Raw genomic sequence first — 18,566 nt, 5'->3', positions numbered from 1 at the left:
TATGTTTGAAGAAATTAAAATCAATCCCCACCTGAAACGTCAGTATCTGGAAAAAGGCTTCTGGACAGACAGAACTTTACTGGACTGCTGGGAGGAGTCGGTGAAATGTCATCCGGACCGTGAATATGTGGTGGATGACAGAGGCTTTCGATATACATACAGGCAAATGGACGAAGGTGCTTCAAAAGTGGCGGCCTTTCTCCTGAGCAAAGGGATAAAACCACGGGACACAGTCTCTTACCAGGTCCCTGTGTGGAGCGAATTTGTTATGATCACCATTGCCTGTTTTAAAGCCGGCGCAGCGGCACATCCTATTGCAATGTCTTATGAAGAGAAAGAACTGGTGCACAGCATAAATCTGACGGAATCCAAAGCATACTTTGGGCCCACGTTCTTCTATAAAACTGATTATGAAAAACAGATCTTGTCGGTAAAGGATCAGATTCCCGGTTTAAAAACCATTATCTTGCTGGACTATGCAAGAGAAAAGGCAAGTGACAATATAACCATGAATGAGATCCTTAAGCAGTATGAACCGCTTAAGCCGAAGCAAAGCCTCCCCTTAACCGGCCAGGATATTGCCGTAATTCTAGGCACCTCCGGAACTACCTGCGGGACAAAGGGAGTACTGCTGACCCATGACAATGTCAGATACAGTGAGGAAACATTTAATAAAGAACTTGGGCTGACAAAAGAAGACATCATGTTTATGCCGGCACCCTTAAACCATGCCACCGGTTTCCATCATGGCATCATTGCAACCATGCTCATAGGGGCGAAGCTGGTGCTGCAGCAAAAATACTGCTGCCGGGAAGCCATCAACTTAATGAATCAGGAAAAATGTACCTATTCCATGGGAGCCACCCCCTTTATTTACGATATCCTGCGGGACTTGGAGAACAACGGAGGAGCGCTGCCCTATCTTCGGTTCTATCTCTGCGGAGGCGCTCCGGTCCCTGGCTATATGGTACAAAAGGCATGGAACTTCGGAATCCTTCTCTGTGAGGTATATGGTTCCACGGAAAGTGTTCCTCATGTATATGTCAGACCTGACCAGGTGCTGTCCTTAAACGGGTCGACTTCAGGAAGAGCCATGGAGGGCATAGAAATCCGGGTGATTGATGACGATGGAAAGGATGTCCCTCCCGGCACTCCGGGCGAAGAGCTTTCCAGAGGTCCCAATGTTTTTGTGGGCTATTTAAAAAACCGGAAGATCACGGATGAAGCCCTGGATGACGAAGGATGGTTTCACAGCGGAGATATCTGCGTGATGGATGAAACCGGCAATATCCGAATCATCGGGCGGAAAAAAGATATCATTGTCCGGGGCGGAGAAAATTTAAATTCTAATGAGATCAATGACAATTTAGAAGGTTGTCCCGGAGTGGCGGAGCATACGGTAATTGGTATGCCCGATGAACGGCTGGGAGAACGGATCTGTGCATTTGTGGTTCCCCTTTCAGACCATAAGGATTTAACTCTTCATGATGTAATTGCCTTTTTAAAAGAAAAAAACGTGCCGAAACGATTCTGGCCGGAAAGGCTGGAGCTGATCGACAGAATCCCCCATACAGGCAGCGGTAAGGTAAAAAAATACCTGCTGAGGGAAGAACTTATTAAGAGAATGAGGGGATGACAGGCAATGACTGAACAGAAATTCGGACCAAGAAGATGCCGAGATACAAGAAAACCACCGGCAGGCCAATGCCCTGAGGTTGTTTTTTATCGCTGCGGGGAATGCAGAACCCTGTTTCCGGTCACCGGAGAAAAGGCATTGGAGGAAAAAGAAATTCTCTGCTGCAATCATAAAGCAGAACGCCTGGTCCCATCCGCCCCGGAACAGGCAGAAGACAAAATAAAGGTCAGCTACCAGATCACCGGCGGCTACAATGACAATGCTGTCCAGGTTTTCTGGAAGGCAGAGAAGCTTAAATACGCACCGGAGTGGATCTATTTAAAAACATTTACCGGCGGATATTTGAAATATGTGGCTGAAACGAAACGGCCGCCAATGGTATTTGCACTGGCAGATACCGATGCATTCGCATACTGTGATGAGGATCCATGCCTGGAATGTGTGTTCCGATGCAAGCGGGGATTTGTGATTTATATCTATTCAATGGAAGCGGGGCTTGTTCATCTCCCACTTGATAAAATGACGGCCCATTGGCAGTCAGGAGCAAAAGAAAAAGCATAAAAACTATTTAATATTGGAGGGAAACTTATGTTAGCTACGATCGGTTTGATAATTGCCATCACGCTTCTGGTCATTATGATTATCAAAGGCATCGATATGATTACAGCAACGGTGATCACAGCATCTATTATCCTGGTGACCAGCGGACTGAATTTTAAGGAAGGACTTCTCACCACCTTTTCCGGCGGTGCAGGCGCTTTCGTTGCATCCTGGTTTTTGATCCTGGGACTAGGCGGCGTCTTCGGACAGCTGGTGCTGGAGACCGGGCTTGCTACAAAAATCGCCAAGACCCTTACAGAAAAACTTGGGACAAAAATGGTGGGATTGGTAATCCTGATCTGTACCTTTTTTATCACCCTGCTTGGTATCAACGGATACATCATGGTATTTGTCTTATACCCCATCGCAGATAACCTGCTGCGCCAGAATAAAATGGACCGCCGGGTGCTGCCCTTTCTCCTTCTGGGCGGCGGCGCATCTGCCAACGGCTTTGCATATTCCCTGGATATCTGTAATGTATTGCCAAGCAATTACTTAGGCACTTCTCTTGGATCTGCCCCATTATTATCCGTTATATTTACCGGAATCCTGGCGGTATGTTATTTCGTATATTTTAATTACGCCCAAAAGCAGAGCCATAAAAACCATACGGAACAGGAGCTTCTGGCCATGTATAAGGACAACACCACCGCCGTAAATGATGAGGAACTTCCTGGGATTTTTATCTCTGTTCTGCCTTTTATCCTGGTTTTAGGATCAGTGGTTGTCACCTCCGGCTGGGGTACATCACCCAGTATCATGTTTTCTCTGGTCCTTGGCATACTTTTGATCATCTGCACACAATTGAAACACATCAAAAATATGAAGTCATCCATTAAGACCGGAAGCAGCTCAGGCTTAAGTTCCATGCTTACGGTAGCGGCAGTCATGGGACTTTCCAAAGTCCTGGGTGCCTCTCCTGCTTTTCAGAGTCTCCAGCAGGCGGTACTGGCGATGAACATGCCTGCATATTTAAAGGCCTTCTTTGGCACCACGGTCCTGACCGGCTTAACCGGCTCAGCCATCTCCGGCGAAACCATCTTTATGGAAAGTTTTGGGCAGGCGTTTGTAGACATGGGCGTCAATATCCAGGCTTTGCACCGTATTGTCACAGAATCAGCCTTAATCCTAAATAAGCTGCCCAACTCTTCTGTTGCGATCCTGACCATGTCCATCTGCGGCTGCAGCCTGAAAGAGAGCTATAAGCATATTATCCTGGGCACCACCATCCCGGCCTTTGCGGCAGGACTTATTATCGCCCTTTTGGCCACTGCAGGGGTTGTATTCTAAATATATTTCCATATAAAAAGGGGGAGCCATCGTCAAGACAGCGCCCTCTTTTTTGCATCCGGCCGGATGCTTATGGCAGATTCATTTCATGTGCAACAATAAAATCCGCAAAAGCTTCTACAGCAGATGATATAAAATTCTTTTTGCTGTAAGTCATATAGATCAGACGGGTGTCCGCGGGAACATCGGTCAGTTTAATGAGAACCAGGTTATCAAACTGTTTTAAAAACGGAGTCCTGGCGACAATGGCGGCCAGCTGGTTCTCGGAAATGACACCGCCGATGGAAATCTCATCATCATAGGAAAAGGTGGCTTCCACCCCATGTTCATTTAAGAGTCCCCTCACCACCTTTCCAATGGGGATGGAATCCCGGTATGTAGTAAGCTTATAATCCTTTAAATCGCTGAGACGGACCTCCTGCCTGCCTGCCAGAGGATGGGTGTCATTGACGATCAAAACCAGCTCCTGTGCCATAATCGGCACAAACACCAGATCAGGCTCATCATCCACCATGGAGCAGAATCCCAGATCAAATTTACCTGCCGCCACCCCATGGGCCACTTCAATGGACATTCCATGGAATATATTGAATTTTGTCTGGGCACCTTTTTTCATATAATTCTGGATCGCAGTTGGCAGAAAGTCTCCTACAAGCGTTGGAATGCAGCCCACATCAATGACACCGCCGATCTGCCCGGAGTGCCGCTTCATAGAAGCAATCCCCCGCTCCAATTCGTTCAACGCCTGGGACACATGAACGTAAAATTCCTGTCCGTATTTTGTAAGCTTCACATTGCGTCCTTTCTTCTGAAACAAGGAAATCCCCAATTCCTGTTCCAAAGATGCAATGGAATCACTTAAGGAGGGCTGGGATATATACAGTTCCTTTGCGGCCTTGGTATAATGCTGAAGCTCTGCCAGTTTCAGGAAATAGTATAGCTGTGGCAAATTCATGTGAAACCCCCTGTATGTTTTGTCCAAAAATTAACATAGTTCTACTGCCAATTATATAAAAAAGGGCACGGTTTGACAACCTTATTTATGATTTCTGCACCAAAATGCCATGAAACTTCTTTTGAAAAACAGGCTTTGTCACTTAAGTGAGGTTCTATATAGTGTATACAGGGATAAAACATAGAAGCGCCGGAGACCGGCGCTTCCCTTCTACTGAATTTTTTTAAATAATTCCACAAGCTTTTCTTTATCAAAGAAAACCGGATTGGCTCCTGCACACGCATCTTTCATGGCATTTTCCGCCAGCAAGTCAAAATCCGGCTCATCCACTCCAAGCTCTTTTAAAGACTCCGGAATATTAACTTCTTTTGATAACTCCTTCATTTTCCTGATGACATCATCAACACATTGCTGATCTGATTTCCCTTTTGTATCACAGCCGGCAGCTTCGGCAATTAACCGAAAACGTTCCGGCACATGCTTTGCATTCTCTTCCTCCACAACAGGCAGGAGCATCGCATTACATACACCGTGGGGCAGATCATAAAGGCCGCCCAATTGGTGGGCCATCGCATGAACATTACCAAGCCCGGCATTACTGAAAGCAATTCCATTTAAAAAGCACGCATATCCCATCTGCTCTCTTGCCTCAATATCGTTTCCATCCTTTACGGCACCCGGCAGATACTCAAAGATTTGTTTGATTGCGTACAGCGCCGTTGCATCAGTAACATCCATGGCTCCCTTGGCAACTACAGCTTCCACTGCATGTGTCAAAGCATCCATGCCGGTCGCTGCCGTTAAGGCTGCCGGTTTTTCCAGCATCAGTTCCGGATCATTTACAGTAATCTCAGCCAGGGTGTTGGAATCCACCATTATCATTTTCACATGGCGTTTCTCATCTGTAATCACATAATTAATCGTCACTTCTGCCGATGTGCCGGCGGTTGTTGTTATTGCAACAATAGGCAGAGACTTTCTGGCAGACTTGTTGATACCTTCATAATCAGTAATCTGTCCGCCGTTTGCTGCCAAAACAGCAATTGCCTTTCCACAATCCTGGGGGGAACCGCCTCCCACAGAAACAATAAAATCGCAATTTTCTTTCTGTAAAAGCTCCAGACCTTTATTTACGTTATCAATGGTAGGATTGGGTTTTGCTTCCGTGTAAACCGCATATCCTATATTCACAGCATCAAGAATGGCCGTGACCTTTTCAACTGTACCGTTTTTCTTCAAAAAACCATCACTGACAACCAATGCCTTTTTACAGCCCAATTTCCGGATCGGTTCCTTCAGTTCCTTTAAGCACCCTCTCCCCATTAAGTTTACTGGCGGAATATAATAAATCATAAGTATTCTCCTTTTCTTTATTCTACGGATTCTATTAATGCCAAAGCCTCAGTGACAGATTCCTTCCTTACCTGGTCAAACGGGAACATGGACTGAGAGCAAATATCCAGCCCTTTTGCCTTTAGCACCGCTTTGAACAGACCGGAACAATTGGTTTCCAGCTGATAAAGACGCATCAGCTTATGGATTTTTTTCTTATATGTAATAACCTCCTCCCAGTTTTCCATATTTCTTGCTTTTACCCAGCCTGCCCATAATCCGGGCAGCAGATTGGAAATAGCTCCGATGGAACCTTGTCCGCCGTAATCAATATTATCAAGAAACTGGTCATCAAAACCGGAATACATTTGAAAATCCGGAAATTCATCCTGAATCAGGTCCAGGACATCTCTTGTATGAGTAAAAGAAGAAACCGATTCTTTCATTCCTACGATATTTTTATGTTTGCGCAGCAAGCGCAAAACGGTTTCCGGCTCAAATGTTGAATTTGTTCTGGCAGGAAAATTATACAGGTACACATTTCCTTCAATCCGGGAAGCCAGAAAGTCATAATAATGGAAAATCTCCTCCTGGGATATTCCGTAATAATACTGGCCGATAACGAGAACTCCATCCGCGCCATTTTGCAAAGCAAAGTTGGACAGCTTTACCGTTTCCTCGTGATTGATACAGCCTGTTCCGGGCAGCACCTTTACTGCTCCGCTTATTTCCTTCAGATAAAACTCCAGAAACTTTTTCTTTTCTTCAAAAGGAAGGATGGTAAATTCACCGGTACTGCCAAGGGGTACCACGCCATCAACGCCATTGTCTACCAGATGACGGATCAACGTTCCATTGCCTTCATAATCAATTGCACCTTCCTGATTAAAAATGGTGAGGGTTGGGGTTACTATTTTTGCTTTCATGCTGTCTCCTATCCTGCTATTTTAATTACACCATATACAATGGTTGATACCGTTACCATGCAAAAGCCAATGAATGATTCATAAGCAATCAATTTCAGTCTCTCATTGATTTTCATATTCACACAACCGGCACTGACATGGAAAAATGAACCGTGGGGAAGTCCGTCAAACACAAAGCTTCCGGCGTGGATCATGGCACCGGCTGCCAGTGCTGCAACACCGTAAGAAAGAATGGTATCACCAAAAATCTGGCTGGCTAAGGTCGTGCCTGCTGTGGAAGAAGCGGAAGCCGCTCCCATAAGGGTTCCAGATATTGGCGCAAGCAGAAATCCCGGCAAACCGGCTTTTTGCAGCAATTGGACAATCACCTCTTTTAGGGTGGAATTGGCAATGATTCCGGCCAGTGTTCCGGTTCCTATGAGCAGCATTGCCACGCCGCTCATTTTTCCCAGTCCGAATTCCAGGTATGATACAAAATCTTTTAACTTTCCCATTACGGCCATACCTACCAGGCCGCCCACCGGAAGGGCAATCAATGGATCAATGGTAATACCTGCAACCGGCCTTAACAGCAGCAGCATAATGGTCACAAGCGGCCCAGCCAATGCACTGCCAAGGGAGGGCAGCAGAGCGGTATCCGCCCCGTCGCTGTCAGCCGCAACATCTGTCCCTTTATAAGCCAGGCTTTTGGCAAGGAGTGTTGTAATCACAATAGCTGTCAATGCGGCGGGAATTCCTGCCGCCATCATGGAAGTAAGCGGGACATGAAAGGTCTCTGCTGCGGCAATTCCGTTGGGATTTGGACTCATTACATTGCCGGCCTTAACGCCGCCGATCATGGCCAGCAATATGCCAAGTTTCTTATATCCTGTTTTCTGGGCTATCTGAATGGCAATCGGTGATACGGTTATGATCGCAACATCACCGAAAACACCGATTGCCGTAAGCAGCCAGGTGGCCAGAGTCATTGCCAGCATGGAATTTTTATCACCCAGTTTTTCCACAATGGAATTGGCAATCCGGGCTGCTGCCCCTGATTTAATCAAAGCTCCTGCCAGCACACCGGCAGCCACAATTCGAATAATTGCCGACACAATATCCTTTGTTCCGTTTATCATATAAGTTACCGTATTGGCCAGCCCGGCTCCGCCGATTAAGCCGCCCACAACAGCGCCCGCTATCATGGCATATGTAGGAGGGACCTTTTTCAAAATTAAAACGATGGCAACTACCAGAGCCAATATTGCTCCTAATGCTGATACACTCATAGGTTTTTACCTCTTTCTCTTATGATTCATTAAATCTTCAAAATTCCGCCCTCTGAACCGGAAGCTGCAAATTTGGAGTAAAGCGCTAAATATCCCCTCTTAAACTTCGGCTCCGGCCGCTTCCAGCCTTCCATTCTCCCAGCGATCTCATCATCACTAACCAGCAGGTTAATGCTTCTGTTTTCCACATCGATCTCAATCTTATCTCCGTCTTTTACAATTGCAATGGGTCCACCTTCAGCTGCTTCCGGGGAAATATGACCGACAAAACACCCGTTGTTGGTTCCTGAAAATCTGCCGTCAGTAATCAGTGCTGTAGTCAGCGCCAATCCTCTTCCATAGAGATACTTCATGGCTTTGAACATTTCCCTCATTCCCGGTCCGCCTTTGGGTCCTTCATAACGGATTACCACAACATGCCCATCCCGTACTTTTCCTGCCAGAATCGCCTCTTCCGCTGCCTCTTCACTGTCAAAGCAGATCGCTTCACCGGTAAAATGGTAAAGACTCTTATCAAATGCTCCTGGTTTCGTCACACCGGTGTCAGGAGCAAGATTTCCTCTTAACACAGCGACACCGCCCTGGAAACCAAAGGGATCTTCTGCCGTTTTAATTACCCTTGGGTCCGCCGGATATGCATATATGTGATTTTCGATATTTTCTCTTACTGTTTTTCCTGTGACTGTCATCTCATCTAAATCAATCTGTTCTTTTAATGCTTCCATTACCCGGGGTACTCCTCCGGCCCGGTGAAAATCAATGCAATTATACTGGCTGGAAGGATTAATCTTGGCAACCTGCGGCGTTTTCCGGCTAAGCTCGTCAAATTCTTCCAATACATTGATATCCAGTTCTGCTTCGTGAGCAATTGCGGTTAAATGCATTACGGCATTGGTACTTCCACTGATTGCCATACAGACTTTGATGGCATTCCTGATTGACTCATTTGTAATAACTTTTCTTGCTGTCACCTTATTTCTGGTCAGTTCCACAATCTTAATTCCTGTTTCTTCTGCGATTCTAAAACGCTCGGCTGATGTGGCCGGAGCCATGCCCCCATTAGGCGGCGTCATCCCCAGGGCTTCCGACAGGCAGCACATAGTATTGGCAGTTCCAAGATATGAACAGGAGCCACAGCTTGGACAGCTTAAATCTTCCAGCTTCTTATATTCTTCCTCCGTGATCTTATTGGCACTTAACATCCCTAATGCTTCCGCACTGGAGGTCTGGTCTGACTGACGGCCGTCAAATACAATTCCGCCTTCCATGGGACCGCCTGGCAAAAGAATGCAGGGGATGTCAAGCCGGGCCGCCGCCATCAGCATTCCCGGAACAATCTTGTCACATGATCCCAGTAAAACAATCGCATCCAGGAGCTGGGCCTGGGCAAAGGTCTCAATACTGTCGCTGATAATCTGGCGGGAGGGAAGAATAAAATGCATTCCGTCATGTCCCTGGGCCATTCCGTCACAGCATGCAATGGTGCCGAATTCTACTGCGGTTCCACCGGCACGGTTAATACCGTCTCTTACTTTCTGTGCCACCTGACGCAGATTAAAATGTCCCGGTACCCCCTCAGTCCACGAATTTGCAATACCGATAATCGGCCGTTCCAGATCATCACTGGTAAATCCCATTGATTTATAGGTTGCACGGTAGTACTGATTCTCAATTCCTCTTAATGTTTTTTCACTTCTGAACATTTTATTTCCTCACTTTCTTTTTGTATATATGATAATTTATGTATATATGATAACTCGTGAACGACGGAAAATCAATAGTTGTTTATAAAAATGTCATTTCGCCAATAATTGGCCTCTATTTTTGTATCAATTGCACAAAAAAAACACTTTGAGATTTCCTGGAAATTTCAAAATGTTTTTTATTTAAATCAAAGAATTATTCACTAATATCTTTTCAATGTTATTTTTGCACTTGATTAATGCCTGCCGGATTGTCTGCGCTTTTTCTTCTGATTTCCTGAAAATCGGAAATACGACGCTTAAACCGGCAACAATTTCTCCATTCTGACAAATCGCCGTTCCAATACAAGCGGTATGTTCGCCGCTTTCCCCTTCTTCATAGGAAAACCCGCTGCTCTTTATGGCTTCTATCTGTCTGTTCAATTCTTCCATATCAGTTACGGTATTAGCCGTGAGGGCTTTCAGTCCGTCCGGGTAAAGCGTCTTTAATTCAGATGCTTCATACTTTGACAAAATCGCTTTTCCCAGGCCCGTGGCATATGCAGGCAGGCTGCCTCCAACCTCAGATACAACCCGGATGGACTCATTCCCCTCCACCTTTAACAGATAGAACACCTCGCCTTCCCGCAAAATCCCCATCTGACAGGTTTCATTGCATTCCTTTGACAGCTTCTCCATTTCTTTTCTCACCAGCTCCAGAGTGGTACTGCCCTTTGAAAAGGCAAGTCCTATATAGTAGGCCTGCATACCAATCTTATAACGGTTCCCAGTGGGCGCCATCTCCAGAAAGCCTTCTTCCAGCAATGTCTTTAAAATGGGTGAGATAGTACCTGTCAATATTCCTGTTTTTCTAGTCAATTCACTTAACGTATACCCTTCCTGACTGTTGGAAAGGGCATTTAAAATCGAGATCACCCGATATGTAGGCATATGCATAGATATTATACTCTCCTGTAAAATAATAAACTGATTATATCATCTTTTGTTGTATGAAACAAGGTTTGAGGGTTACTTATGGTAAGGTTCCCCACTAATAATCCGATAACTCCGATAGATCTGCTCCAGCAAAACAACTCTCATCAGCTGATGTGGAAACGTCATCTTAGAAAAGCTAAGCCTGTAATCCGCCCTCTTTAAAACAGCATCAGAAAGCCCCAAAGACCCGCCGATCACAAAAACAATATGGCTCACTCGTCCGATCCCAAGCCCGTTTATTTTCTCCGAAAGCTGAATCGAATCCAGCATCTCCCCATCAATGGCTAATGCGATCACATAGGCCCCGTCCTTAATCGAAGAAAGGATCCTTTCCCCTTCCTTTTCCTTAATCAGTCTCTCCACAGCCTCGCTGGCCGAGTCCGGCGTCTTTTCATCGGCCAGCTGTACAATATCCAGCTTGCAGTAGCGGCTCAGCCTTTTGCTGTATTCCCCTATGGCGTCTGTATAAAACTTCTCCTTTATTTTTCCCACAGTTACCAGAGTGATCTTCATTGGTATCTCCTTTATGTGTCCAGTTCTTTCTTCATCATGGCAATCAGAAGCTTCACCATGTCTCTTGCCGGCTTTGTGTGCTCTGTTTTCACCTTGCGCACCACTTTCCCATCTGGTTTCACATTGATATGAAAAATGATCCGCAAAAACGATTCCACCTCATCCCAGGCTTCCCGGCTCTCTGGGATCAAGTCCAGTCCCATCTGAAATACATGGAACATCCCTTCATAAACCGAGACCCGCCGCCTCACCCCGGCCTCTTTCAGCTTTTCCGCCACAGTCAGAGTATCGCTTAAAAGCACTTCATAGCTTCCTACCTGCATGAGAACAGAGGGAAATCCCTCGTATTCCCCGAATATGGGAGAAATGTAAGGAATGGCCGGGTCCTGACCGCCGATATAATCCGAATTGTAAAGCATATTATCCGTAGAATTTCCAAAGAGCGGGTCAATCTCGTAATTGGACACATGACTTTCCCCGCTGTTGGTTAAATCCGTCCATGCGGACATGGTGATAAATCCACCGGGAAGGGCGATCCCATGATCTTTAAGATACAGCCCCAGGGCCAGGCCTAACCCGCCTCCTGCAGAATCTCCTGCCACCACAATATGCTCCGGCTGGTATCCTTTTTCCTCAAGAAGCCACTCATAAGCTGCCACCGCATCCTCCAAAGCAGCAGGATAAGGATGTTCCGGGGCCACCCGGTAATCTAATGTCAAAACGTCCCCGCCGTAGCTTAACTTGGAATACCGGACCGCAAACCTCCGGTAAATGTTCTTCATCGGCCCAATGTATCCGCCTCCGTGAAGCTGTAAGATCACCCGCCCCGTCACCACTCCTACCGGGCGTAAATACTCCATTTTCAAATGTCCCAGCTCAATGATCTCATATTCATATCCCGCCGGACAAACCCAGGCAGGCTCCACCGGATTCTTTCTCAGTTCTCCGGTCCTGATAGGCTGTTTCAGCGAAGTTTCCATTACATTCTGCATCATATCCCTCACCAGATTTCCCCGTACACTCACTTTTCTACGACTCATCAGCAGCGTCCTCCTTTTCCGGCATTTTTTTAAACATGAAACCGTCTTTTCAGTTCTGTTTTCACACTTCTATCCCCAAGCACAATGGTAACAACCAGAATAATTACTGTTACCACCACGGTAATCAGGGCCAGAGACGGCCTTGTAAGAAGACCGGCTCCCCACAATATCAAAGGAATAAAGCTGAACACCGTGACAGCAATCTGGTACATGAAATAGCTCTGCCAGTTCATCCGGTTCACCAGAATTAAAAAGACTATCGACAAATCAGCAAACAAAATGGTACTTGGAATCCCGTAATTCACGGACCAGCCGTTATAGCCCGTAGAATGGTCCAGAGCCACTAAAAGCACCTGCGCCGCCACTGTCTGCAAAAGGATCTTTGATGCCAGATTGGCATGGCGCAGAATGGAATATTCAACCGTAAGAGCCGTATAAGCCATAAGTCCGATGGCAATGACGGACCATAAGGAACCGGAATAAGTGGCATAATTAATGACCCCCAGAACAGCCCCTACAAAAAACAGCAATCCGTAAAAAATGGTTACCAGCTTCTTCAGCCGTTTCCGGTCATACCGGATCTGAGGATACATGCCCAAATCATCCCGGTTATCCGGGACGCCGTTGCTCTCCAAGTTTACCGGAATCCCCAGTCCTCCCAGAAATCCGAAGAAGCGGTCCTGAAGTCTGGTGTCCTGAAATACGGAGGTAAAGGTCACGATCACCTTTTCCCCGTAAGCACAGACCGCACACTTCAATGGCTGCCTTTTGGAAACGCCGATCATTATGGAAAACCTCTCGATCTCTTTCCTGTAATCCTCCTCTATTTCTATTGGACCGATATTGGAAAGAGTCATGGTGTAGGCTTTATCGTTTTTCCGGAAAACCAGGTTTAAGGCACACCATTTTACAAAAAGAGGGGCGATCCGCAGATACCATTTCTTTTCATTGGAAACATTATAGGAAATGATTTCCTCCATCTTTTCCTTAGTGATCTTTAAAGCCATCTGGCGGCTTACCGCTTCCAGCACCTCTGAAAAGGTATGCTCCTCACTGGTGGACAAAAAATCAATGAGGGTCACGGCAAAAAAATTGGCGGTTGTTTCTGAGGCGAAAAAGGACCTTAAATTAATGGGAATGCTGATGCCGATGGATTTCTCACAGGGCTTTCCCCCCAGATATTCCTGGTAAATCGCCCAGATCAGTGCTGCCGTCAGAAACCTGGTGATGCTGACCCCGTAGCTTTTGGAAACCGCCTTCAGAGCTTTTAAGTCCACATAACCGTGAAGAACGTTTTCCTCGTCAAGGGGAAGGGTTTCACCTGTGATATGATAGGCCTTTCTGGAACTGTATTTGCGCTTTACGGTCTTTTTATAATGGCGGACGTAGCTATCCTCCACGTTCATGGAAACATCGGACGATATTTTCTGAGGAGCCTGATAGCCTGTTCTGGAATCCTGCTTAAGATCCAGATACCGGTAAACCAGGGCCTTTAAAAAGTTCACGGCTCCCAGTCCGTCTGTGACCGCATGGAATACCTCCAGATTGATCCGCCTGCTGAAATAAGTGACCCGGAACAAAAACAGCTGGTTGCTGTGAGGGTCAATGTATTTGCATGGGTAGGTCGTTTCCCGTTCAATGACAGGCATCCTCTTGTTGTTTTCAAAATAGTACCAGAAAAATCCCCTTCTGAGCCTCACCGAAAATCCTTCAAACTGGGGAAGGATCTCTTCCAAAGCCCGCTGCAGGGTGCCCGGATCCACCTCTTCTTTTAAAACCGCTGAGATCCGGAATACATTGCTTAAATTCTCGCTGGCTATGACCGGAAATATTTTTGCCGTATTGTCAAGCCGCCTCCACCGCTCTCCCTGTGGGCTTCGCTTCATACTGACAGTGCCTCACTTCCCTTTATCCATAAAATCAAGACGCATATCATACCAGATGGCTCCTCCGTGCACAGACCCGGACACTCCCATGTTCCGGTATCCGAATTTTTCGTAATAAGGAATCAGCCTGTCCTTGCAGGTGAGGATCATTCCTTTCCTTCCTCTTTTCTTTGCTTCCTCTATAAAACGCTTCATAAGGGCAGCGGCAACTCCCCGGCCCCGCCACTCTTTTATCACATCAAGTCCAAACACGCTTTGATAAGCACCATCCGGATTATGAAAATCCGTTCTTTCAAACATTTCGTCACAGATAGTATCCCCATCTGTAACGCTGCCATTAATAAAACCGATGATCTGCCCAAAAGAAAGCTCTGCCACCAGGAAGCTTTCTGGAAAACCTTTGATCCTCTGCTCAAGGGCTTCCCGACCTGCCGCCTCTTCCGGCGGAAAGCAGAGAGCCTCTACTTCTGCCACACGGTCCAAATCCTCTGTTTTCACTTTTCTGATATTGTAATCCATTCCATTATTTCCCCATTTTCCAAATTAGCTTAAACCATGTTTTTTTCTTTCCCGGAATTTAAAGAAAAGGCGGATTTCCCCGGTCTCCCGTCAGAAATCCTCCTCTTTCTTTTCCTAGACGCGGAAATAATATCCCACGCCCCACTTGGTATGCACATATTTAGGATCGCTGGGACTGGGTTCAATCTTCTCCCGAAGGCGTCTTACATGAACGTCTACCGTGCGGACATCCCCCGTATCCATAGCTTTATTTCCCCATACGTAAGTAAGAAGCTGTTCCCTGCTGTAAACCTTACCTGGATTGCAGGTAAGAAGCTCCAAAAGATCAAACTCCTTTGCCGTCAAATTGATCTCCTTCTCAGCAATAAACACTCTCCTGCTGTCCCGGTCCAGCTTTAAATCGCCTTCCGTTATCACCTGGCTGTCTTCCTGGCCCTCCCGCTTATTCTTCTTTGAATTCCGGCGCATAATGGCCTTGATCCTGGCTTTTACCTCAAGGATGTTAAAGGGCTTTGTAATATAATCGTCAGCGCCGTATTCCAGGCCCAGGATCTTATCCATATCATTTCCCTTGGCCGTCAGCATGATGATGGGCATCTCGGAAAATTCCCGGATGGCCTGACATACCTCGTATCCGTCATATTTGGGGAGCATGACATCCAAAAGAACCACGTCATACTCTTTCTGCTTTGCCAGATTAATGGCTTCCTCTCCGTCATAGGCACAATCCACATCCATGCCATCCTGTTCCAGACTGAATCTCATTCCTTTTACGATGAGTTTTTCATCATCAACTACTAAAACGCTTGCCATACTACACCTCTGTCTTCTATATTTAAACCGTTATGTCTTCTTTTATTTTTTGAAAAGCCGCATCTTTGATGCCGGATATCTTCATGATATCCTCGATTTTCTGAAATCCGCCCCGGCTCTCCCGATATTTAAGAATATCATTGGCCTTGGCTTCTCCGATTCCCCGAAGGGTCATCAGCTCCTCTTTGGTGGCGGTATTTAAATTCACTTTCTGTTTTTGCAGATTCGATGAAGCCTCTGCCGGCAGAGAAATCTCTCCGCGGGCTTTTGCAGCCTCTGCCTCTTCCTTATTAAGGACCACGATTTTCATGCCATCCGCGACCCTCTCTGCCATATTTAAATATTCTGCTGCTGCCTGGTCTGTGAATCCGCCCGCTTTCTCCACTGCCTGAAAGACCCGGCTTCCTTCCTCAAGCTCATAAACGCCGGGAGAAACCACTTCTCCGCAGATATGTATGTAGAAAGGCAGGGCCGTTCTGCCTCCTGCACTTTCTAAGACGCTCTCTGCCGCTTCTGATACTTCTGTTCCGGTTCCGCCTGGAACTGGCTGATCACCGGAAACCGGCTGACTATCGTCTCCGGCTTCTCCTGCCTGAAAAGCAGATGCCTCCGATAAGGAGATCCCTGACTTTTGGTCTTCCCGGCTTCTGCCAAAGCCGTAGCAGATACCTGCGGCTATTATACACAGGGCAATCAGAGCGATTTTTATTTTCTGATACTTCATGATATCCCTCCTCTTACAAAATTTCCCAAAAAAGGATACCATCTTCAGCCTATGTTACTATTCTACCTAAAGAAATAGGTAAATACAAGCACTATTTCCAAATTAATTAAATATCATGATTCCGATGATGGCAACCACAGCACCGATCAGCTTTTTCCATTCAAATCCCACTTTTTCAACGCCGAATAAACCGAACAGCTCCACGGCATAGGCTACGATGATCTGGGATACTACGATAAGCAGAGCCGCTTTGGCAGGTCCTAAGGTTCCCATGCTCTTCACTACCGTATAGGTGATAAATGCGCCGATAACACCACCCAGCAGCATGTATTTGGGCTGCACATCTAAAAGTCCGGAGATGCCATCCCTGCCGGAAAAATACCACAGGATGAGACAGGTCAAAAATGCCGTCAGCTGCACCCAGCCTGTTGATACCCACATGCTGGTTTGTTTTGTCACCCCTGTATTTAAAACTCCCTGAATGCTCATAAGCGCACCTGATATGAGTGCAATAATAAAGCCTGTCATAAAAACAACCTCCGTGTTTCCATTTTCTTTTTACTAGGTTGCACTTTATTTGCATTTTTATTCTGATTTTACTTTTTGATGCGGCTTGACAAGCTTATGGATTTGCGTTATACTCACAGCGAAATCAAATATCGTATACACGCTAGGGGAGCCTTAGGCTGAGATCGGAATAAACCGAACCCTCACTACTTGAACCGGATAATGCCGGCGTAAGGAAGCATCATTACTCCCCTCCTGCGCGCGCAAAGGAGGATTTTTTATGTCATTTTTTCTAACTTACTCTGCTGAAAACGAAGAGTATTTACTACAACCGGCCGGATACGGGCTGTTAATTATTCTGTTGGCGGCCATCCTTTTTGCCCTGCACCTTCTGGGTAAATCCGCCTCAAAATCCAAGGCCATGCAGACCCGCCAGCTGGTTTACTGCTCAGGTGCAATGGCTCTTGCAATGGTAACTTCTTTTATTAAATTTGCGTCCCTTCCCTTCGGCGGCTCCATCACTCTGTTTTCCATGCTGTTCATCTGCCTGATCGGCTATGTTTACGATGTAAAAACAGGAATTATGACCGGCGTGGCATACGGAATCCTGCAGTTTATTACAGAGCCCTATATTTTTGCCCCGCTCCAGGTTCTTCTTGACTATCCCCTGGCCTTCGGCGCCCTTGGGCTTTCCGGGCTGTTCAGCAATAAAAAACACGGTCTTGTGACCGGGTATGTGGTGGGTGTAGCGGGCCGTTACATATGCCACGTCCTTTCCGGATATATATTCTTTGCTTCCTATGCTCCGGAAGGCATGAACCCCATGGTCTATACTCTGGGCTATAATGCCACCTACATCCTTCCGGAACTGATCCTGACCGTTGTGATCCTGTATCTCCCTCCCGTGCTGGGAGCCATCGGGCAGGTGAAGCGGCAGGCTGTTAATGGGTAAGGAAATAAAACGTACTCTTTTGTAAATCAAAAACAAGCGGTATGGAAGGATCGGTAGGCTTCCATGCCGCTTGTTTCATTATTTTATTTTATAAGTGCAGCCAATACCAGATGCCTTGCCAGCACAGCCGTTGTCACCGTTCCAACTCCTCCTGGTACCGGAGTTGCCATGGAAGCAGTCCCTTCCAGGGAATCAAAATCCACATCCCCGCAAAGTTTTCCGTTTTCGTCCACATTGATTCCCACATCAACCACCACGGCATCCGCTCCCACATAAGAGGCATCCACCATTCTGGCGCGCCCGGCTGCTGCCACAAGGATCTGGGCATTTTTACAGGTTTCCTTTAAGTTTTCCGTGCGGGTGTGACAGATGGTCACCGTTGCATTTTCCTTAAGCATCAGCATGGACAGAGGGCGCCCCACTACCATGCTTCTTCCCACAATGGCCACCCGCTTTCCGGTCAGAGGGATATCACTGGACTTTAAAACCTCCACCACTGCCTCCGCCGTACATGGGGCAAATCCCGTATCATCGCCTGCAAATACTTTGGCGATATTTTCAGGAGATATGCCGTCCAAATCCTTTCCAGGATCAATCATGTGCTCAATGTCTTTTTCCCTGATCTGCTTTGGCAGAGGGCGCAAAAGAAGGATGCCGTCAATATCCGGATTTTCATTGATTTTTGCAAACTCCTCCTTAAATGCTTCATCAGTTATATCCTGGGGAAAGGCAAAACTTTCCCCCTGCAGGCTAAAGCTTTCCATTTTCTTTAAAGCTCCCCGTTCATAGGATAAGTCGTCTGGCCGTTCTCCCACCCGCACAATGGCAAGCTTTGGAGTTTTTCCTTTTAAGCCGGCCAAAAGTCCTTCCACCTGTTCTTTGATTTTTGCAGACACAGCTGCACCTTTTAAGGTTATCACGTTTTTT

At 46.5% G+C, this 18,566-nt stretch carries 18 protein-coding genes and 1 riboswitch; of the genes, 4 read left to right on the top strand and 14 right to left on the bottom strand.

Annotated elements, in window-relative coordinates; all coding sequences use genetic code 11:
- Nucleotide 1 precedes the first annotated feature (1 nt).
- From fadK to K401_RS0116180, 3 genes are read left to right on the top strand one after another with little or no spacing between them, the layout of a single operon-like run.
- Nucleotides 2-1,636 carry a medium-chain fatty-acid--CoA ligase gene (gene fadK / locus K401_RS0116190; RefSeq protein WP_024293926.1) on the top strand — a complete coding sequence of 545 codons (1,635 nt, stop codon included), beginning with the start codon at nt 2-4 and terminating at the stop codon, nt 1,634-1,636.
- 6 nt (nt 1,637-1,642) lie between these two features.
- Nucleotides 1,643-2,197 (top strand): hypothetical protein, encoded by a 555-nt coding sequence (locus K401_RS0116185; RefSeq protein WP_024293925.1) that lies wholly within the window; start codon nt 1,643-1,645, stop codon nt 2,195-2,197.
- Between the two features lie 27 nt (nt 2,198-2,224).
- On the top strand, nt 2,225-3,526 hold the full coding sequence (locus K401_RS0116180; protein WP_024293924.1) for a GntP family permease: 1,302 nt from the start codon (nt 2,225-2,227) through the stop codon (nt 3,524-3,526).
- A gap of 70 nt (nt 3,527-3,596) precedes the next feature.
- Here K401_RS0116180 and K401_RS0116175 read toward each other — a convergent pair whose 3' ends face one another.
- From K401_RS0116175 to K401_RS0116115, 13 genes are all read right to left on the bottom strand, one after another.
- A complete protein-coding gene (locus K401_RS0116175) occupies nt 3,597-4,481 on the bottom strand; it encodes a LysR family transcriptional regulator (RefSeq protein WP_024293923.1) in 885 nt (294 codons plus the stop codon).
- A 210-nt stretch (nt 4,482-4,691) separates the two neighbouring features.
- Complete coding sequence (locus tag K401_RS0116170; protein ID WP_024293922.1) at nt 4,692-5,834, bottom strand: iron-containing alcohol dehydrogenase; 1,143 nt, start codon at nt 5,832-5,834, stop codon at nt 4,692-4,694.
- Between the two features lie 17 nt (nt 5,835-5,851).
- Nucleotides 5,852-6,739, bottom strand: a complete 888-nt coding sequence (locus tag K401_RS0116165) for a dihydrodipicolinate synthase family protein (RefSeq protein WP_024293921.1) — start codon at nt 6,737-6,739, stop codon at nt 5,852-5,854.
- Nucleotides 6,740-6,747: 8 nt separating this feature from the next.
- The gene (locus K401_RS0116160; protein ID WP_024293920.1) at nt 6,748-8,007 is read right to left on the bottom strand and encodes a GntP family permease; all 1,260 of its coding nucleotides are present in this window, start codon (nt 8,005-8,007) and stop codon (nt 6,748-6,750) included.
- 29 nt (nt 8,008-8,036) lie between these two features.
- A complete protein-coding gene (ilvD, locus tag K401_RS0116155; protein ID WP_024293919.1) occupies nt 8,037-9,710 on the bottom strand; it encodes a dihydroxy-acid dehydratase in 1,674 nt (557 codons plus the stop codon).
- Between the two features lie 183 nt (nt 9,711-9,893).
- A complete protein-coding gene (locus K401_RS0116150; protein ID WP_024293918.1) occupies nt 9,894-10,646 on the bottom strand; it encodes an IclR family transcriptional regulator in 753 nt (250 codons plus the stop codon).
- A 72-nt stretch (nt 10,647-10,718) separates the two neighbouring features.
- The gene (gene rlmH, locus K401_RS0116145) at nt 10,719-11,198 is read right to left on the bottom strand and encodes a 23S rRNA (pseudouridine(1915)-N(3))-methyltransferase RlmH (RefSeq protein WP_024293917.1); all 480 of its coding nucleotides are present in this window, start codon (nt 11,196-11,198) and stop codon (nt 10,719-10,721) included.
- 11 nt (nt 11,199-11,209) lie between these two features.
- On the bottom strand, nt 11,210-12,238 hold the full coding sequence (locus K401_RS0116140; RefSeq protein WP_024293916.1) for an alpha/beta hydrolase: 1,029 nt from the start codon (nt 12,236-12,238) through the stop codon (nt 11,210-11,212).
- Nucleotides 12,239-12,267: 29 nt separating this feature from the next.
- Nucleotides 12,268-14,124, bottom strand: coding sequence for a DUF6320 domain-containing protein (locus K401_RS0116135; protein ID WP_024293915.1), 1,857 nt, complete (start codon nt 14,122-14,124; stop codon nt 12,268-12,270).
- 12 nt (nt 14,125-14,136) lie between these two features.
- Nucleotides 14,137-14,643 carry a GNAT family N-acetyltransferase gene (locus K401_RS0116130; RefSeq protein ID WP_024293914.1) on the bottom strand — a complete coding sequence of 169 codons (507 nt, stop codon included), beginning with the start codon at nt 14,641-14,643 and terminating at the stop codon, nt 14,137-14,139.
- Nucleotides 14,644-14,757: 114 nt separating this feature from the next.
- Nucleotides 14,758-15,456: a response regulator transcription factor gene (locus K401_RS0116125; RefSeq protein ID WP_024293913.1), complete on the bottom strand. Its 699-nt coding sequence runs from the start codon at nt 15,454-15,456 to the stop codon at nt 14,758-14,760.
- Nucleotides 15,457-15,478: 22 nt separating this feature from the next.
- The gene (locus K401_RS0116120; RefSeq protein WP_024293912.1) at nt 15,479-16,180 is read right to left on the bottom strand and encodes a helix-hairpin-helix domain-containing protein; all 702 of its coding nucleotides are present in this window, start codon (nt 16,178-16,180) and stop codon (nt 15,479-15,481) included.
- 102 nt (nt 16,181-16,282) lie between these two features.
- A complete protein-coding gene (locus K401_RS0116115) occupies nt 16,283-16,708 on the bottom strand; it encodes a DMT family transporter (RefSeq protein WP_024293911.1) in 426 nt (141 codons plus the stop codon).
- Between the two features lie 134 nt (nt 16,709-16,842).
- A riboswitch (TPP riboswitch) is annotated at nt 16,843-16,941 on the top strand.
- A 26-nt stretch (nt 16,942-16,967) separates the two neighbouring features.
- Here K401_RS0116115 and thiT point away from each other — a divergent pair.
- A complete protein-coding gene (gene thiT, locus K401_RS0116110) occupies nt 16,968-17,639 on the top strand; it encodes an energy-coupled thiamine transporter ThiT (RefSeq protein ID WP_024293910.1) in 672 nt (223 codons plus the stop codon).
- An 83-nt stretch (nt 17,640-17,722) separates the two neighbouring features.
- Here thiT and K401_RS0116105 read toward each other — a convergent pair whose 3' ends face one another.
- Nucleotides 17,723-18,559: a bifunctional 5,10-methylenetetrahydrofolate dehydrogenase/5,10-methenyltetrahydrofolate cyclohydrolase gene (locus K401_RS0116105; protein ID WP_024293909.1), complete on the bottom strand. Its 837-nt coding sequence runs from the start codon at nt 18,557-18,559 to the stop codon at nt 17,723-17,725.
- Between the last annotated feature and the right edge of the window lie 7 nt (nt 18,560-18,566).

Source organism: Lacrimispora indolis DSM 755, assembly GCF_000526995.1.
GTDB classification, from domain to species: domain Bacteria; phylum Bacillota; class Clostridia; order Lachnospirales; family Lachnospiraceae; genus Lacrimispora; species Lacrimispora indolis.
Note: the sequence above shows the minus strand (reverse complement) of the source record. Positions and strands in the feature narration are given on the sequence as shown.

Bases quoted from the DNA above. Each gene is read 5' to 3' on its own strand.
- K401_RS0116120 (WP_024293912.1), bottom strand. From the start codon at position 16,180: ATGAAGTATCAGAAAATAAAAATCGCTCTGATTGCCCTGTGTATAATA.
- rlmH (WP_024293917.1), bottom strand. From the start codon at position 11,198: ATGAAGATCACTCTGGTAACTGTGGGAAAAATAAAGGAGAAGTTTTAT.
- K401_RS0116175 (WP_024293923.1), bottom strand. From the start codon at position 4,481: ATGAATTTGCCACAGCTATACTATTTCCTGAAACTGGCAGAGCTTCAG.
- K401_RS0116165 (WP_024293921.1), bottom strand. From the start codon at position 6,739: ATGAAAGCAAAAATAGTAACCCCAACCCTCACCATTTTTAATCAGGAA.
- K401_RS0116160 (WP_024293920.1), bottom strand. From the start codon at position 8,007: ATGAGTGTATCAGCATTAGGAGCAATATTGGCTCTGGTAGTTGCCATC.
- K401_RS0116130 (WP_024293914.1), bottom strand. From the start codon at position 14,643: ATGGATTACAATATCAGAAAAGTGAAAACAGAGGATTTGGACCGTGTG.
- fadK (WP_024293926.1), top strand. From the start codon at position 2: ATGTTTGAAGAAATTAAAATCAATCCCCACCTGAAACGTCAGTATCTG.
- K401_RS0116135 (WP_024293915.1), bottom strand. From the start codon at position 14,124: ATGAAGCGAAGCCCACAGGGAGAGCGGTGGAGGCGGCTTGACAATACG.
- K401_RS0116150 (WP_024293918.1), bottom strand. From the start codon at position 10,646: ATGCATATGCCTACATATCGGGTGATCTCGATTTTAAATGCCCTTTCC.
- K401_RS0116115 (WP_024293911.1), bottom strand. From the start codon at position 16,708: ATGACAGGCTTTATTATTGCACTCATATCAGGTGCGCTTATGAGCATT.
- K401_RS0116180 (WP_024293924.1), top strand. From the start codon at position 2,225: ATGTTAGCTACGATCGGTTTGATAATTGCCATCACGCTTCTGGTCATT.
- thiT (WP_024293910.1), top strand. From the start codon at position 16,968: ATGTCATTTTTTCTAACTTACTCTGCTGAAAACGAAGAGTATTTACTA.
- K401_RS0116140 (WP_024293916.1), bottom strand. From the start codon at position 12,238: ATGAGTCGTAGAAAAGTGAGTGTACGGGGAAATCTGGTGAGGGATATG.
- K401_RS0116185 (WP_024293925.1), top strand. From the start codon at position 1,643: ATGACTGAACAGAAATTCGGACCAAGAAGATGCCGAGATACAAGAAAA.
- K401_RS0116125 (WP_024293913.1), bottom strand. From the start codon at position 15,456: ATGGCAAGCGTTTTAGTAGTTGATGATGAAAAACTCATCGTAAAAGGA.
- ilvD (WP_024293919.1), bottom strand. From the start codon at position 9,710: ATGTTCAGAAGTGAAAAAACATTAAGAGGAATTGAGAATCAGTACTAC.
- K401_RS0116170 (WP_024293922.1), bottom strand. From the start codon at position 5,834: ATGATTTATTATATTCCGCCAGTAAACTTAATGGGGAGAGGGTGCTTA.